We start from the raw sequence: 16,111 nt of genomic DNA on the forward strand, positions 1-16,111 counted from the left end.
TGGTCCATGCGGGAGAGCATCGAGGTCGGCACGCCGGCCTTCCGGCGCACGGCCCTGGCGCTGGCGGCGGCGGGCTTCTCGACCTTCGCGGTGCTCTACGCGGTGCAGCCGCTGCTGCCGGTCTTCGCCGAGGAGTTCGGGGTGAGCCCGGCGCAGAGCAGCCTCTCGCTCTCGCTCTCGACCGGGCTCCTCGCCGTGGCGCTGCTGGTGGTCAGCCCGCTCTCCGAGGTCTGGGGGCGCAAGCCCGTGATGGTGGTGTCACTCTTCGCCTCCGCCCTCCTCACCCTGGTGGCCGCGCTGATGCCGACCTGGGAGGGCTTCCTGGTGGTGCGGGCGCTGGCGGGCCTCGCGATGAGCGGCGTGCCGGCCGTGGCGATGGCCTATCTGAGCGAGGAGATGCACGGGCGCGCCATCGCGCTCGCCATGGGGCTCCTGATCAGCGGCAACTCGCTCGGCGGCATGGCCGGGCGGCTCCTCAGCGGGGCGCTCACCGACCTGTACGGCTGGCGGGTCGCGATGGCGGTGATCGGGCTGCTGGCGCTCGCCGCCGCCGTCGCCTTCTTGCGCAGCCTGCCGGCCTCCGCGCGCTTCACGCCCCATCCCCTGCCCTGGCGCAGCGTGCCCGGCACCTTCCTGCACCATTTCCGCGATGCAGGCCTGCCCTGGCTGTTCGCCGAGGCCTTCCTGCTGATGGGCGGCTTCGTCACGCTCTACAACTACATCGGCTTCCGCCTGCTGGAGCCGCCCTATTCCCTGAGCCAGACCGCCATCGCGGCAATCTTCACGATCTACCTCGCCGGCACCGCCGCCTCGACCAGCATCGGGCACCTCGCCGGCGTGTTCGGGCAGCGGCGGGTGCTGTGGGTCGCGATCGTGACGGCGCTCGGCGGCATCGCGCTCACCACCGCCGAGAGCCTGCTTCTCGTCATCGCCGGCATCGTGGTGGCGACGGTGGGCTTCTTCGGCGCCCACTCGGTGGCGAGCAGCTGGGTCGGGCGGCGGGCGCTGGCCGACCGGGCGCAGGCCTCCTCGATCTACCTCTTCCTCTACTATCTCGGCTCCTCGGTGCTCGGCACCGCGGGGGGCTGGTTCTTCGCCCATGCGGGCTGGACCGGCGTCGCGGCCTTCGTGGGCGCGCTCTACCTCGCGGCGCTCGCGGCGGCCGTGCGGCTCGCGGTGCTGCCGACGCCGCCCGAGCCCGAGGGATAGGCCGTCACCCTGCCGCAACACCGCCCGGAAAACCGCCGGGGCCGCCACGGTCCGGCCCCTCGGCCGCCGAAATCGCCTGTTTGGTTCGCGCCTCAAGCAACAGGGGGGTGTGATCCGATGCAGAAGAGCCTTTCGGCCCGATCGGTCGACGTCGATCTGGAGCGCTCCGTGGCGGAGGCGCTGCGGATCATCGCGGCGGTGCAGGCGGAGCGCGGGGCGGCCCCGGTCCGGACCGCCCGCCTGCGGCTCGCCACCATCTACGGCATGAACCGGCTGCGGCGGCGCCTGAGCCGGGAGGCCAGCGCCGCCTGATCCGGGGCCTCGCGGGGGCTTTGCCCCCGCGGGTCCTACCCGCGGGCCAGCTCCCAGCCCCGCTCGGCCAGCGCGATGCCGAGCGCGCCCTTCTCGGCCGCCTCGTCGCTCGACGCGTTGCCCGCCTTGGAGCGGGCGAGCACGCCCTCCAGGATCACCGCGAGGCGGAAGAGCGCGAAGGCGAGGTGGAAGGGCGTGATGCCGTCCGGCCGGCCGGTGCGCGCGCAGTAGCGGCGCACGTACTCCTCCTGGCTCGGGAGGCCGAGGGCGTCGAGGTCGCGGCCGCGCAGGCCGCGATAGACGGACGGGTCGGTGTTGTAGGCGATGCAGTTGTAGCCGAGGTCGGCGAGCGGATGCCCGAGCGTCGCGAGTTCCCAGTCGATGATGCCGATCACCCGGGCTTCGGTTGGGTGGAAGATCATGTTGTCGAGGCGGAAGTCGCCGTGGCAGAGGCGGGTCTCGTCGTCCTCCGGGATATGGGCCGGCAGCCATGCGGCGAGCCGGTCGATGGCCTCGTTCTCGCGGGTCTTCGAGGCGGCCCACTGGCCCGACCAGCGCTCGATCTGGCGCCGGAAGTAGTTGCCGGCCCGGCCGAAATCCGAGAGGCCGACCGCCGCCGGATCGACGAGGTGGAGCCGCGCCAGCGCCTCGTTCATCGCGAGATAGATCGGCGCCCGCTCCTCGCGGGGCAGGTCCGGCAGGGCGGGGTCCCAGAACACCCGGCCGTGCAGCCGCTCCATCAGGTAGAACGGCGTGCCGATCACCGCCGGGTCGGCGCAGAAGGCGATCGCCCGCGGCACCGGCACGTCGGTGCGCCCGAGCGCCTGGAGCACCCGGAACTCGCGGTCCACCGCATGGGCCGAGGGCAGCAGCTTGCCGGGCGGCTGCTTGCGCAGCACGTACTCGCCCGCCTCCGCCGCCACCAGGAAGGTCGGGTTCGACTGGCCGCCCCGCATCTGGCGCAGCTCGCGCAGCCCGCCCAGCCCCTGCCCGGCCAGGAAGGCGTCCAGAGCCTGCGTGGGGAAGCGGTGCGCCTCGCGCACGGGGATGGTCTCGGGCAAGGCTGTCATGGGGAACCGTCGTTGGTTTCGCGCCGGGGCGGCGGGACCATGCCGCAAGCGACCCGCCCGGTCATTCGTGCAGCGCAGCAATTCGATGCGGAACCGGCCGCAGCCTGCCCCGCGCAAGCTTCGGATGATCCCCTCGGCGGGAAATCCGCCGTCCGTTGCCGTTTTTAAGCCTTCGGCCGATGCTCTAGGATGCCCGCATGAGCCGCGCCCTCCTCTCCGTCCTCGCCCTGTCGCTCCTCGCCGGTCCGGCGCTCGCCAGAGGGAAGCCCAAGGCCGAGCCCGCGGCGCCGCCGAGCCTGCAGGCAAGCCTCGTCGAGACCTACGGGGTCTGGAACGTCTACGTGGCGGGGGAGGGCAAGGCGCGCATCTGCTACGCCATCACCAAGCCGCGGGAGCGGTTCCTCAAGAGCCTCAAGGACACCGACGCCTTCCTGTTCGTGACCGTGCGCAAGGGCGAACGGGCCTCGAACGAGATCGCCCTGATGATGGGCTTCCCCCTCAAGCCCGGCGCCGGCCAGGCAGGCGCGCCGGGCGGCACCGAGACCGCGGCGGCGAACGGCGCCGTGCCGGCCCCCGCGAGCGCGGCGAACGACCCGTCGTTCGCCATCGACCGCGCCCGCTACGGGCTGGTGGTGAAGGGCACGAACGCGTGGCTGCAGAACCCCGCCGACGAGGGCAAGGCCGTCGCCGAGATGAGCCGGGGCAAGAAGGTGGTCGTGAAGGCCCTCTCCCAGCGCGGCAACGCCTCGACGGACGAGTACAGCCTCGACGGGTTCGGCGATGCCATGAAGCGCACCCGCGAGGAGTGCAAGTAGGCCGCCCCGCGCCGGCCGCGCGAGGGCGCAGTCCGGCGCGGCGGCTCGACCAGTTCCGGCAATGCCTCGGTGCCGTTCTACTGGTCGTCCGACGACGGTGTCTGCTCCAAGGGAGCGGCCGCTCCGTTTAACTCAAACTTCATCGTATCAAGACAGCGTCCGGCTTGAAGACGTGCAGGGGGCGAGGCCGTCCGCCGTGCCCGCTTCTCCTGACCCGCCGGATTCGATCACGATGCGTCGCCTCACCGACCTCCGTCTCAAGGCAAAGCTCCTCCTCGCCTTCGCGCTAGTGGTCGGCGCGGCACTGGCGTGCTCGGCCGTCAGCCTCGTCACGCTCAGGGCCGTCGACGAGGCGAACCAGCAGCGCGACCACACCTACAAGGTCCTGTCCCAGATCGAGGCGCTCACGGCGGCGGTGGTGGGCCAGGAGGCCAGCCTGCGCGGCTACCTGCTCTCGGCGGATGCGCGGTTCCTCAAACTCTACCATGACGGCACGAAGCACTACGCGACGGCACTCGCCGCCGCCCGGGCTCTCGTGGCCGAGGATCCCGCGCAGGGCGAGCGCCTCGACGAGATCGACGCCTTGGCCCGCAAGTGGCGCGAGCAGTTGGCCGCGCGCGAGATCGCGCTCATGGACGACGAGGCCACGCGCGGCGAGGCGCGGCAGATGGAAGCCTCGGGGGCCGGCAAGCGGTGGATGGATGCGCTGCGGGAAACGGCCTCGGAGGCCGTCGAGGCCGAGCGCGGCCTCATGGAGACGCGCGGCAGCGCCGCCGGCGAGGCGATGCGGCGGGCCTACACGGCGCTGGCCGTCGGGGTCGCCGCCATGCTGGCGGCCGCGCTCCTCGGCATCCTGCTGCTGGACCGCGCCGTGTCCCGGCCGATCCGTGTCATGACCGGCCTGATGCAGCGGCTCGCGGAGGGCGATGCGACGGCCGCGGTGCCGTTCCGCGACCGCCGCGAGGAGGTCGGCGCGATGGCGCGCACCGTGCAGGTGTTCAAGGACAACCTGATGCGCACCCGTGCCCTGGAGGAGGAGACGGCGTTCGCCCGTGCGGGGGCCGAGGAGCAGCGCCGGCGCGCGACGCGCGACCTCGCCGACACCTTCGAGCGTGAGGTCGGCGGGATCATCCGCACGGTCTCGTCCGCGGCGGCCGACCTGCAGGACACCGCCCGGAGCCTGTCCGCCACCGCTGCCGAGACGGCGGGCCGCTCCACCAGCGTGGCCTCGGCCGCCGAGGAGGCCGCGGTCAACGTCAACATGGTCGCGGCCGCCGCCGAGGAGCTCAGCGCCTCGGTGGGCGAGATCGGCCGGCAGGTCACGAGTTCGGCCAGCCTCGCGCAAACCGCGGTCGGCGAGGCGGACGACACGGCGCATTTCGTGCGGGACCTCAGCCAGGCCGCCGCCCGGATCGGCGACGTGGTGGGTCTGATCGCCTCGATCGCCGGCCAGACGAACCTGCTGGCGCTCAACGCCACCATCGAGGCGGCGCGGGCCGGCGAGGCCGGCCGCGGCTTCGCTGTGGTTGCCGCCGAGGTGAAAAATCTGGCCGGCCAGACCGCCAAGGCCACCGACGAGATCGGCCAGCAGATCGGTCAGATCCAGGGCGCCACGAGCGAGGCCGTCTCGGCGATCGCGCGCATCACGGCCCGGATCCAGGAGATCAGCACTGTCGCGACCACGATCGCGGCGGCGGTGGAGCAGCAGGGCGCGGCGACGCAGGAGATCGTGCGCAACGTCGGCCAGGCGGCGGCCGGCACGAGTGCGGTGACCGACACCATCACCGGCGTGGCGCTGGCGGCGGACGGGACGGGGGCGGCGGCCTCGCAGATGCTCTCCTCCGCCTCGGCCCTGTCGGACCGCTCGGAGCATCTCGGACGCGAGGTGGCGCGCTTCCTCGCCACCGTCCGGGCCGCATGAGGGGCGGGACGGAGCGGCATTCGCGTTTCGGCCGCAAAGTCCCTATATGCTCGGAAACCTGCCCATCCGAAGGTTTCCCATGGCGAGCGCGTCGTTCGACACCGCGCGGCGCGAGCGCCGCGCCGATCCCTCCTCCCTCGATGCGATTGAGAAGGCGCCGGAGGTGCGCCCGGAGGCGATGGCCGCCACGGGCAGGACTTCCCTGGTCGGCCTCACCCGCTTCGCCTTGACGGAGCGGCTCGCCGCCATCGGCGTGCCCGAGCGCGAGCAGCGCATGCGCTCCGGCCAGCTCTGGCACTGGATCAACGTGCGAGGCGCGGCCTCCTTCGAGGCGATGACCAATGTCGGCAAGGGCCTCAAGGCCCAGCTCGCCGAAGCCTACACCCTCGACCGCCCCGAGGTGGTGAGCGAGCAGGTCTCGCGCGACGGCACCCGCAAGTGGCTGCTGCGGATGCCGCCCACCGGGCGGCACGACCACAACCGCGGCGCCGAGATCGAGTGCGTCTACATCCCGGCCAACGACCGGGGTACGCTGTGCGTGTCGAGCCAGGTCGGCTGCACGCTGACCTGCTCGTTCTGCCACACCGGTACGCAGCGCCTCGTGCGCAACCTCTCGGCCCAGGAGATCACCGCGCAGCTCGTCGTCGCCCGCGACCGGCTCGGCGACTGGCCCGGCCAGACCCCGCCCAAGGGCACCTTCGTGCCGGTGGACGGCTCGCGCTTCGTCTCGAACATCGTGTTCATGGGCATGGGCGAGCCGCTCTACAACGTCGACAACGTCATCGACGCCATCGGGGTGATGAGCGACCACGAGGGCCTCGGCCTGTCGCGCCGCCGCATCACGGTCTCGACCTCGGGCGTGGTGCCGCACTTCGAGCGGCTCGGCATCGACGCCAATGCGATGCTGGCGATCTCGCTGCATGCCGTACGCGACGACCTGCGCGACGAGCTGGTGCCGCTCAACCGCAAGTATCCGATCCGCACCCTGCTCGACGCCTGCCGCAACTATCCGGGCGTGTCGAACGCCCGGCGCATCACCTTCGAGTACGTGATGCTCAAGGGAGTGAACGATTCGGATGCGGAGGCGCGGGAACTCGTGCGCCTGCTCAAGGGCATTCCGGCCAAGATCAACCTGATCCCGTTCAATCCCTGGCCCGGTTCGCGCTACGAGTGCTCGGACTGGGAGCGGATCGAGCGCTTCTCCGAGATCGTGTTCAATGCCGGCTACGCTTCGCCGGTCCGCACCCCGCGCGGGCGCGACATCCTGGCGGCCTGCGGCCAGCTCAAGAGCGAGACCGAGAAGCTGCGCGCCCGCGCCCGGCTGATGCTGGAGGACGGCATCGGGGCCGAAGGGGTGTACGCCGCTGCGGCGGACGATTGAGGCGGCGCCGGACAGCGCTTTGCGCCGGACAGCGCTTTGCGCCGAATCAGCGCTTTGCGCCGGATTGGCCTTTGGCGCGCTTGTCCTTGTCGCTGCGGCCGCCGATGGCCCGGATCAGGGCGGCGAGGCCGGCCTCGGTGACGGCATCGGCCGCCTCCTGGACCGAGAACCAGTGCCCCTCGCGCTCGGCCCGCTCCGGCCAGTCCTTGAGCTGCCGGCGCACGTCGAGGCGGAAGACCTGCACTTGGCACAGCACCGCGTCGCGGCTCTTGAGGCGCTTGTGGTAGAAATAGCTGCCCTCCGCGCGCTTGCTGACGCGCCCGATCAGGCCGGCTTCCTCGTACGCTTCCCGGGCGGCCGCCTCGTGGTCCTTGAGGCCCTTCATGGGCCAGCCCTTGGGGATCACCCAGCGCCGGGTCTCGCGCGAGGTGATGAGCATGATCTGGAGCGCGCCGTCGGGCCCCGTGCGCAGCGGCAGCACGCCCACCTGCCGGCGCGGCAGATCCGCGCCCTCCGACCAGCCGGCGATCGCGCTGGCGAGGTTCCGCAGGCTCTTCATGCCGCGCCGCCTCGCGCCGCAGCAGCAGGCCGGCCGGGATCTCGCGGCCCGAAGCCGCCATGGGGCGGGAAGATGGTCACGCGGCTATCGGCAATCGGACGGAACGCCTCTGCGGGGAAGGCCCGTGCGTCGGCCGGGCCACTTCCTTATGCGGAGGCAGGGCACCTCCTCAAGACAAAATATTTACCCGGCAAACTACCGCCGGCATGGAGGAGGGTTCCCCTCAGGCCTCGCCGCCGAGGGTGACGATCAGGTCGTCGAGGCGGGTGCGCAGATCGGCGATCTCGGCTTCCGACATCTTGAGCTGGCGCACCACCTCGCGGCGGACCTCGACGGCCTCCTCCTGCAGGGCCTTGCCCTCGGGCGTGAGGCTGATCTCGACCTCGCGCTCGTCCTCCTGGCGGCGGGTGCGGCGTACGAAGCCGGCGCCTTCGAGGCGCTTGAGGACCGGCGTCAGCGTCCCCGAATCGAGGCGCAGCCGCCGGCCGATCTCCGAGACTGTCAGCCCGTCGTGCTCCCACAGCACGATCAGGACGAGATATTGCGGATAGGTGAGGCCGAGGCGCTCCAGCAGGGGCCGGTAGCACTTCGTCATCCGGTGCGAGGCGGCGTACAGCGCGTAGCAGAGTTGGTTGTCGAGGCGGAGCGCGTCCGCGCCCGCCCGGACGGGCTCGAGAGAGGTCATGTGCACACCATACTGTTCGCGCTCGCAGGTCGGGTGCTTCCCGTGCCCCGACACCCCTGATGACAACCAAGACGCATACCACGGAATGCCACAGGCCAGAACCGCGTCCCGCGCAATCTAGGGGACATCTTCCCGTGAGACGGGCACGGGGAGCAGTAACATAAATCAGCCTGCCCCAACGTCCTTCGCGGCGGCCGGGTCGGCCGGGTGCGGTGGCGCGGCGACGGTGCCCGCGTCCGGCTCGTGCTCGGCCCGCAGCGGCCGGCTCAGCAGCGCGGCGATGGCCTCGTCGAGACCGATCTCCCCCGCGACGATGCCCGCCACCGCCTCGGCCACCGGCATCTCGACCCCCCGCCGGCGCGCCAGCGCCACGAGGGCGCAGGCCGTGAGCGCGCCCTCGGCGAGCTTGCCGCCCGCCGCCTCTTCCGGGGAGGCGCCGCGCCCGAGCCGCTCGCCGAAGGCGAAGTTGCGCGATTGCGGGGAGGCGGCCGTGAGCACGAGGTCGCCGAGGCCCGAGAGGCCCATCAGGGTCTCGGGGCGGCCGCCGTAGGCGCGGGCGAAGCGCATCAGTTCGGCGAAGCTGCGGGCGACCAGCGCGGCCCTGGCGCTCTCGCCGAGGCCGCGCCCGATGACCGCGCCGCAGGCGATGGCCAGCACGTTCTTGGCCGCGCCCCCGATCTCGACCCCGCGCGGATCCGTGCCGTGGTAGACCCGCAGGCTCGGCCCCGAGAGCGCCGCCGCGAGGCGGGCCGCCAGGGCGCCGTCCGCCGCCGCGAGCGTCACGGCGGTGGGCAGGCCGCGGGCGACGTCCGCCGCGAAGCTCGGGCCGGACAGGACCGCGAGCGGCGACCCGGGCCGCACCGCCGCGGCGACATCGGTCAGGAAGGCGTCGCTGCCCTGCTCGATGCCCTTGGCGCACAGGACGAGCGGCGTGTCCGGCCCCAGGAAGGGACTCAGGGCCGCGAGGACGCCGCGCAGGGTCTGGGCCGGCGTCACCACGAGCACGGTGCCGGCCCGGCGCAGCGCCGCCGCGTCCGCGCTCGGCCGCACCCCGGGGTGAAGCGGCACGCCGGGCAGGTAGCGGGCGTTCTCGCGGCTCTGCGCCATGGCCTGCGCGGCGGCGGCATCGCGCAGCCAGAGCAGCACCTCGCCGGGCGCGGCCACGGCCGCCGCGTTGGCGAGGGCCGTGCCCCAGGCGCCCCCGCCTACCACCGCGACCGGTCCGGTCCCGCTCATGCGCCGCCCCCGAGATCCGCCGCGCGCAGCCGGTAGAGCACGTGCGGCCGCAAGGGATGGCCTTCGGGCAGCGCGGGATGCGCGAAGTCCCCGGCCTGCACCATGCCGAGCCGCTCCATCACGCGGCGCGAGGGCGTGTTGAGCACGGCCGTGTAGGCCACCACCTCGGGGAGCCGGCAGCGCCCGAACGCGTCCGCGAGCGCGAGCCGCGCTCCCCGCGTGGCCAGCCCCCGACCCCAGGCGCCGCGGGCGAGCCGCCAGCCGATCTCCACCAGCCCCGCATCGCCCGCGACCGGCAGCGGCCGCAGCGGGCGCCAGCAGCCCACGAACCCGACGAAGGCGCCCGACGCCTCCAGCGCCCAGGGCCCGAAGCCGTCCTGCGCGAAGCGCCCGTCGAGGGCGCGCGCCTCGGCCACGCTCTCGCGCCGGCTCTTCACGGCGGGAAAGAACCGCATCACCTCCGGATCGGCGTTGAGGGCCGCGAAGGGCGCGTCGTCCTCGTGCCGCCTGCGCCGCAGCAGGAGGTCGCCCTCGCGCAGGGCGCGGGGCGCGGGAATCCCGCGCGGATGGCCCCGCCACGCGAGCGAGCGCCGGTTCAGCTCCGCGAGATCGGCCCGGCCCGCGAGCACCGCCTCGCCGAGCGCCAGGGCCTCGGCCAGACGCGCGGGCGGCATGTTCGCCCAGGCCGGCGGGGCGACGCTCGCCCGCCACGGCCCGCCGCAGGCATTGTCGAGGAGGATGCGCGCGAAGCAATGGTTGAGGCGCACCGGCCAGTCCGGCCGCGCCGCCGCCGGCAGGCGCTCGTCCACCAGGGCGCGCCAGCGGCGCTGGACCTCGGCGTGGTCCGGCGCGGCCTCCGTGCGGCGGGCGCTCCTCATTCGGCGGCGGGCAGCGCGTCGGCGAAGGGCCAGCGCGGGCGGGCCGGCGCCATGAGGTCGTCGACGAGGCCGAGCCGCAGCCGCTCGATGCCCGCCCAGGCGATCATCGCGCCGTTGTCGCCGCAGAGCGGCAGGGGAGGAGCGACGAGGGGCAGGCCCGCCTCGCCCGCGAGCTGCGCCAGCGCCCGGCGCAGCGTGCCGTTGGCCGCCACGCCCCCGGCCGCCACGAGCGCGGTCGGATGGCCAGCGACGGTGCCGAAGGTCCGCAGCGCCACCCGCACCCGGTCCACCACCACGTCCACCACCGCGGCCTGGAAGCTGGCGCAGAGGTCGGCGACGTCCTGGCCCGTCAGGGGCGCGATGCGCTCCGCCTCGATCCGCAGCGCGGTCTTGAGGCCGGAGAGCGAGAAGTTCGGCTCCGGCCGGCCCAGCAGCGGGCGGGGCAGGGAGAAGCGCTCCGGGTCGCCGCTCTCGGCGGCGCGCTCCACCTCGGGGCCGCCCGGGTAGGGCAGGCCGAGGAGCTTGGCCACCTTGTCGAAGGCCTCGCCGATGGCGTCGTCGATGGTGGTGCCGAGCCGCAGGTACTCGCCCACGCCCTTCACGGCGACGAGCTGCGTGTGCCCGCCGGAGGCCAGCAGCAGCAGGTACGGGAAGGCGACGCCGTCGGTCATCCGCGCGGTGAGCGCGTGCGCCTCCAGGTGGTTGACCGCGAGCAGCGGCTTGCGCGCGACGAGGGCGAGCGTCTTGGCAGTGACGAGGCCGACCAGCACCCCGCCGATCAGGCCCGGCCCCGCCGCGACCGCGATGCCGTCGAGGTCGGCGAGGGTGAGGTCCGCCTCGTGCAGGGCGCGGGCGATCAGCCGGTCGAGCACCTCCACGTGGGCGCGCGCGGCGATCTCCGGCACCACCCCGCCATAGGCCGCGTGCTCGGCGATCTGGCTCAGCACCTCGTGGGCGCGGATGACGCCGCGCCCGTCCTCGCCCGTGGCGACGACGGCGGCCGCGGTCTCGTCGCAGGTGGTCTCGATGCCGAGGACGATCATGGCTGTTCTCGCGGGCGGCGGACGCCGGAGGGATGGCGCGCGGCGCCGGGGCCGGTATGGTGGGGTGAGATAACCCGGGGCGCCCGCCCCGCAAAGATGGGAGGCGAGGTGAGCGGCGTGGCGTGCGACTTGACGGGCCGCCTCGGAGCGGGGCCGGGCGCGATCCCGGCGGCCCTGCGGGTCTGGGTCGCCCGCCCGCTGCCGGCCGGCGCCCGCACGGCCGCGCGCCTGCGCCGGCTCGGCCACCTCCCGCTCCTCGCCCCGGTCCTCGACCTCGCGCCGAGCCACGCGCCGCCGCCCGAGGGGCCGTTCGACGCGCTGATCCTGACGAGCGCGAATGCCGTGCCGTCTGCCGCGGCGGCCGGCTTCTCGGGCCTGCCCGCCTATTGCGTCGGGGGCCGGACCGCCGCGGCCGCGCGGGCGGCGGGTTTTTCGGCCGTGCGCGACGCGGACGGCGACGCCGCGGCGCTCGCCGGCCTCGTCGCCGGGGCGCTGCCGCCGGGCGCCCGCCTCCTCCATGCGGCCGGACGCGAGCGCAAGCCGGAGCCCGCCGCGACGCTCGCGGCCGCGGGCTTTGCCGTCACGCTCTGGACGGCCTATGCGGCGACGCCGCTGGCGCGCCTGCCCGACGAGGCCGCGGCGGCGCTGGCGCAGGGGCGGCTCGACGCCGCGCTCCATTACTCCCGGCGCAGCGCCGCGACGGCCCTCGGCCTTGCGCGCGCCGCCGGACGCGAGGGCGACTTCGCCCGCCTCGCGCATCTCTGCCTGTCGCCCGACGTGGCCGCCCCACTGGTCGCGGCCGGCATCGTGTCCCATTTCGTCGCGGCGCAGCCGACCGAAGAGGCCATGCTGGCCGGCCTCGCGCCGGGACCGGAAGCGGTGCTAAGGACGGCAGACCATTTCGCGGTCCCGGCGGGCGCAGAGCCGCCGCCGGGCCGCGGCAACGCGGGGTGAGAGGCAGCCGGCGGGCCTGCCCGCACCCGGCGCAGTCGTGAGGATCTTCGGCCGTGACCCCATCCGACAAGGACAAGCAGGATTCCCGCAACCGGCCCGGCGGACGCATCGACCCGGCGAGCGGTCCGATCATCGACCTCAAGGCGAACCGCGTGAGCGACACGCCGCCCAGGCCGCAGGGCGCCGGCCCGGCCGCGCAGCCCGGCAAGGAGGGGCCCAAACCCGGGGAGGCGCCGAAGCCCGGCGGTCCCGCGCCCGGAGCCGGGAAGCCGGCCGGCGCCACCGGACCCGGCGCCTCCCCGGCTGCGGCCGGCGCACCGGGGGCGACCGGGGCCTCGTCCGCCCCGGCGGCCGGCGCCGGCGCGAGACCCGGCGAGGCCAAGCCCGCGGACATCGCCAAGCCCGCAGACAGCGCCAAGCCGGCGGACGTGACGAAGCCCGGGGAGGCCGCGAAACCCGCCACCGGACCGACCGGCGCCACCGGACCGACCGGCGCCACCGGGCCGTCCGCCGCGCCGGGCGCGACCGGCATGGCCGCGAAGCCGGCCGGGCCGGCCTCGGCCGTGCCGCCGTCGACGGGGGCCTCGCCCACAGGAGCGACCGGCCCGGCGAAGCCCGCAGGAACGCCGGGTCCGGCGACCGCCTCCAGCGTACCGAAGACCGGTCCTGCCGCCGCCACGACGGCTGCGGCACCGGGACCGGCCAAGGTGGAGGCCGCCAAACCCGACCTCTCGAAGCCCGACCTCTCCAAACCCGACCTGTCGAAGCCGAGCCCGGCCGGCGCGGCCGTGAAGCCCGACCCTCTCAGGACCGAGCCGCCCAAGCCCGCCGCGGGGCCGGCCAAGCCGGAACCCCGGCCGGCCGCAGCCCCGCCCCCGGCGGCCCGCTCGGGAGCCGGGTTCGGCTCCGTGCTGACGGCGGCGCTCCTCGGCGGCGTGGTCGGGGCGGGGCTCCTCTACGGCGTCACCGTGTACGGCCCGGCCTACGGGATCGGACCGCAGACGTCCGGCGATCCGGCGGCCGCCGGGCTCGACCAGCGGCTCGCCGCGCTCGCCCCCCGCGACAGCGTGCAGGCCCTCGACCGGCGCGTCGCCGCCGCGGAGGCCGCCGCCAGGACAGCCTCCGAACAAGCGGCCGAGGCGCTCAGGAAGGCGAGCGCCGCGCCCGCCACGGGCGCCGCGCCCGCCACGGGCGCCGCGCCCGCACCCGCTGCCGCTCCGGCCCCCGCGGCAGCGCCCGCCGGTGGCGACCTCCAGGCCCGGTTCGAGGCGCTCGACCAGCGCCTCGCCGGTCTCCAGGGCCGCATCGACAACCCGGAGCTGCGCCAGAAGGTCGATGCCCTGTCGCAGTCCCTCGCGGGCCTGCAGGGCCGATCCGACACGGGCGACCTGAGGAGCCGCCTCGACGGCCTGGATTCCGGCCTCAAGGCCGTGCAGGCGGATCTCGGCCGCCGCACCGCCGCCGACGAGGCCGCCGACAAGGCCCTGGCCGGCCGGCTCGACGCGCTGCAGCAGGCCTTCGAGGCCCGCGGCAAGGCGCAGGAGCAGCGCCTCGCCGACCTCGCCCGCGAGATCGCCGGCCGCGCCGAGGCGGGCACGCTGCAGGCCGGCCTGCGCGCGGTGGCGGCCGACCGCATCGCCGCCGCCCTTGCCTTCGGGGCGCCCTACGCCGACGCGCTCGCGGCGCTCAAGCAGCTCGGGCCGGGGGATGCGGCGGCGCTCGCCCCCCTGGAGCCGTTCGCGGCCCGCGGCGCGCCGACCGCCCAGGCGCTGGCGCAGGAATTCCAGGGGATCGGCAACCGCATCACCGCCGCCGTCCGAGCCGCGCGCCAGCGCGAGGTGGCCGAGCGCGGCACCGTCACCGACCGGCTCGCCAGCATGGCGAATTCGATCGTGGCGGTGCGGCGGACGGATGCCCCCGCGGAGCCCGGCGCCCCCGCGTCCCCGGCCGGCGACGCCACCGAAGCGGCCGTGGCGAAGGTGCAGGCCGCCCTCGACCGCGGCGCGCTGCCCGAGGCCGCGGCCGCGTTCGACACCCTGCCGGAGGCCGCCCGCAAGGAGGCCGCGGCGTTCGGCGACACGCTCAAGGCCCGGGTCGCGGCCGGCGAGGCCGCCCGCGCCCGGCTCGCCGCCGCCTTCGCGTCGCTCACCGGCGCGGCCCGCTGAGGCCGGCGGCCCGGCCCCTCGCGGCCGGGCGACCGGTCCGTCGTTTCCGGCGCGGTCCGGCGCGGGTCTTCCCGCGACGGCCGCGCCGGCTCACACCCGGCGGCCCGCCCGGCCGCCCGACCGATGACTGATCTCCGGGGGCATCGCTGCCCCCGCCGCGCAGGCCCGCGCGCGGATTCGAGGAGTTGAACAACCGATGTGGCGCGCTCTCGCCTTCCTGGCCCTTCTGGCCGTCGCCGCCTACGCGGCGGTCTGGCTCGCCGACCATCCCGGCGTCGTGACCGTCACCTGGGGCGGCTACGAGGTGGCGACCAGCCTCGCGGCGGGTCTCGTCGGGGTGCTGGTCCTCGCGGTGGTGCTGGGCTTCGCCTGGGCCTTCGCCCGCGGCCTGATCGGCCTGCCGCGCCGGATCTCGCGCTCGAGCCGCGAGCGGCGGCGGGCGCGGGGCTACTCGGCCCTCTCGCGCGGCATGGTGGCGGTGGGCTCCGGCGATCCCGTGGCGGCGCGCCGTCACGCGGGCGAGGCCGAGCGCCTGCTGGGCCGCGAGCCGCTGGCGCTGCTCCTCACCGCGCAGGCGGCGCAGATCTCGGGCGACCGCGCCGGGGCCGAGCGCGCCTTCCGGCGCATGGCGGACGATCCCGAGACCCGGGTGCTGGGCCTGCGCGGCCTGTTCGTGGAGGCGCGCCGCCAGGGCGACGAGGCCACGGCCCGGGCCTACGCGGCGGAGGCCGCGCACCTCGCCCCGAGCGTGTCCTGGGCGAACGAGGCGGTGCTTGAAGCCCAGTGCGCCGACCGCGACTGGAGCGGCGCCCTCGACACCGTGTCGCGCCGCGCCTCCCTCGGTATCGCCGACAAGGCGGCGGCCCGCCGCCAGCGGGCGGTGCTGCTCACCGCCAGCGCGCAGGAGCGCGAGGCGGGCGATCCCGAGCGCGCCCTCGCCCAGGCCATGGAGGCCGTGAAGCTCGCCCCCGACCTCGTGCCGGCGGCCGCGGTGGCCGGGCGCCTGCTGTCGCGCCGGGCCGAGCTGAAGAAGGCCGCCCGGGTGGTGGAGGCTGCCTGGAAGGCCGGCCCGCATCCCGACCTCGCCCGCGTCTATCTCGACCTGCGCCCGGGCGATTCGAGCCGCGACCGGCTCGCCCGGGCCGAGACCCTGGCCCGCCTCTCGTCCTGGCACCCGGAGGCGCGCTTCGCCATCGCGCGGGCGGCCCTCGAATCCCGCGAGTTCGGCCGTGCCCGCGACGTGCTGGCCCCGCTCATCGCCGAATCCCCGACCCGGCGCGCCTACCTGCTGATGGCCGAGATCGAGGAGGCCGAGCACGGCCGCGGCTCGGGACGCGCCCGTGAATGGCTCGCCCGCGCCGCCCGCGCCCCACGCGATCCGGCGTGGTGCGCGGACGGCATCGTCTCCGAGCGCTGGGCGCCGATCTCGCCGGTGAGCGGCCGCCTCGACGCCTTCGTCTGGCAGACCCCGCCCGACCTCATCACCCGCGGCCCCGAGGAGGCCGAGGCGCCCGAGGAGCCGGAGCCGGAGGAGCCGGAGGAGCAGCGGGAGGTGCTGGCCGCCCCGGAGCCGGCCCGCACCGCGCCGGTGCCGGCCGCCGAGACCCGGATGCCGGCCCCCGAACCCGCTCCGCCGCGGACCGGCGAGACGAAGCCGCCGCAAGCGGGCGAGGGCAAGCCCGCTCCGGTGGCGGAGACCAAGCCGCCGCGGCCCCACGGCAACGGCCTCGACACCTCCGCGCCGCCCTTCGCGGCGACCGCGACGCCGGTGGTCCTGCCGCAGCCCAAGCCTGCCGAGGACGACGCGACCTTCACCGAGCGCCCGCGCCGGGTGGTCTGACGCGCGGGATCCCTCGTCCCGCCACTCCGTCCCGGCCCCGCGC

The 16,111-nt window shown here is 75.2% G+C and carries 14 protein-coding genes; 8 read left to right on the forward strand and 6 right to left on the reverse strand.

The window, feature by feature from the left end:
• Nucleotides 1–6 precede the first annotated feature (6 nt).
• A complete protein-coding gene (locus MFF61_RS02375; protein WP_238233508.1) occupies nucleotides 7–1,209 on the forward strand; it encodes an MFS transporter in 1,203 nt (400 codons plus the stop codon).
• A 117-nt stretch (nucleotides 1,210–1,326) separates the two neighbouring features.
• Nucleotides 1,327–1,521, forward strand: coding sequence for a hypothetical protein (locus tag MFF61_RS02380; protein ID WP_238233509.1), 195 nt, complete (start codon nucleotides 1,327–1,329; stop codon nucleotides 1,519–1,521).
• A 35-nt stretch (nucleotides 1,522–1,556) separates the two neighbouring features.
• Here the strand turns inward: MFF61_RS02380 and MFF61_RS02385 are convergent, their stop codons facing one another.
• Nucleotides 1,557–2,591: a phosphotransferase gene (locus tag MFF61_RS02385; protein ID WP_238233510.1), complete on the reverse strand. Its 1,035-nt coding sequence runs from the start codon at nucleotides 2,589–2,591 to the stop codon at nucleotides 1,557–1,559.
• Between the two features lie 197 nt (nucleotides 2,592–2,788).
• Between MFF61_RS02385 and MFF61_RS02390 the strand changes: the two genes are divergently transcribed.
• The 3 genes from MFF61_RS02390 to rlmN all read left to right on the forward strand — a co-directional run bounded on the left by MFF61_RS02390 (nucleotide 2,789) and on the right by rlmN (nucleotide 6,708).
• Nucleotides 2,789–3,406 (forward strand): invasion associated locus B family protein, encoded by a 618-nt coding sequence (locus MFF61_RS02390; RefSeq protein WP_238233511.1) that lies wholly within the window; start codon nucleotides 2,789–2,791, stop codon nucleotides 3,404–3,406.
• A 232-nt stretch (nucleotides 3,407–3,638) separates the two neighbouring features.
• Nucleotides 3,639–5,327, forward strand: a complete 1,689-nt coding sequence (locus tag MFF61_RS02395) for a methyl-accepting chemotaxis protein (protein ID WP_238233512.1) — start codon at nucleotides 3,639–3,641, stop codon at nucleotides 5,325–5,327.
• 79 nt (nucleotides 5,328–5,406) lie between these two features.
• Nucleotides 5,407–6,708, forward strand: a complete 1,302-nt coding sequence (gene rlmN / locus MFF61_RS02400; protein WP_238233513.1) for a dual-specificity RNA methyltransferase RlmN — start codon at nucleotides 5,407–5,409, stop codon at nucleotides 6,706–6,708.
• A 46-nt stretch (nucleotides 6,709–6,754) separates the two neighbouring features.
• Here the strand turns inward: rlmN and MFF61_RS02405 are convergent, their stop codons facing one another.
• From MFF61_RS02405 to tsaD, 5 genes are all read right to left on the reverse strand, one after another.
• Entirely contained in the window at nucleotides 6,755–7,267 is a 513-nt protein-coding gene (locus MFF61_RS02405; RefSeq protein ID WP_238233514.1) for an NUDIX hydrolase, read from the reverse strand.
• 223 nt (nucleotides 7,268–7,490) lie between these two features.
• Nucleotides 7,491–7,952: a MarR family winged helix-turn-helix transcriptional regulator gene (locus MFF61_RS02410; RefSeq protein ID WP_238233515.1), complete on the reverse strand. Its 462-nt coding sequence runs from the start codon at nucleotides 7,950–7,952 to the stop codon at nucleotides 7,491–7,493.
• A 165-nt stretch (nucleotides 7,953–8,117) separates the two neighbouring features.
• Nucleotides 8,118–9,188, reverse strand: a complete 1,071-nt coding sequence (locus tag MFF61_RS02415) for an NAD(P)H-dependent glycerol-3-phosphate dehydrogenase (protein ID WP_238233516.1) — start codon at nucleotides 9,186–9,188, stop codon at nucleotides 8,118–8,120.
• Entirely contained in the window at nucleotides 9,185–10,066 is an 882-nt protein-coding gene (locus MFF61_RS02420) for a GNAT family N-acetyltransferase (protein ID WP_238233517.1), read from the reverse strand. The genes MFF61_RS02415 and MFF61_RS02420 overlap by 4 nt, the downstream gene beginning before the upstream one ends.
• On the reverse strand, nucleotides 10,063–11,109 hold the full coding sequence (tsaD, locus tag MFF61_RS02425) for a tRNA (adenosine(37)-N6)-threonylcarbamoyltransferase complex transferase subunit TsaD (protein ID WP_238233518.1): 1,047 nt from the start codon (nucleotides 11,107–11,109) through the stop codon (nucleotides 10,063–10,065). The genes MFF61_RS02420 and tsaD overlap by 4 nt, the downstream gene beginning before the upstream one ends.
• A 174-nt stretch (nucleotides 11,110–11,283) precedes the next feature.
• On the opposite strand from tsaD, the gene MFF61_RS02430 reads away from it, so the two are divergent.
• The 3 genes from MFF61_RS02430 (at nucleotide 11,284) to MFF61_RS02440 (ending at nucleotide 16,068) form a co-directional block, all read left to right on the forward strand.
• Nucleotides 11,284–12,063: a uroporphyrinogen-III synthase gene (locus tag MFF61_RS02430; protein ID WP_238233558.1), complete on the forward strand. Its 780-nt coding sequence runs from the start codon at nucleotides 11,284–11,286 to the stop codon at nucleotides 12,061–12,063.
• Nucleotides 12,064–12,116: 53 nt separating this feature from the next.
• Nucleotides 12,117–14,228, forward strand: a complete 2,112-nt coding sequence (locus tag MFF61_RS02435) for a hypothetical protein (RefSeq protein ID WP_238233519.1) — start codon at nucleotides 12,117–12,119, stop codon at nucleotides 14,226–14,228.
• Between the two features lie 196 nt (nucleotides 14,229–14,424).
• Complete coding sequence (locus MFF61_RS02440; RefSeq protein WP_238233520.1) at nucleotides 14,425–16,068, forward strand: heme biosynthesis HemY N-terminal domain-containing protein; 1,644 nt, start codon at nucleotides 14,425–14,427, stop codon at nucleotides 16,066–16,068.
• Nucleotides 16,069–16,111: the final 43 nt, after the last annotated feature.

The organism is Methylobacterium isbiliense (genome assembly GCF_022179325.1).
GTDB classification, from domain to species: domain Bacteria; phylum Pseudomonadota; class Alphaproteobacteria; order Rhizobiales; family Beijerinckiaceae; genus Methylobacterium; species Methylobacterium isbiliense.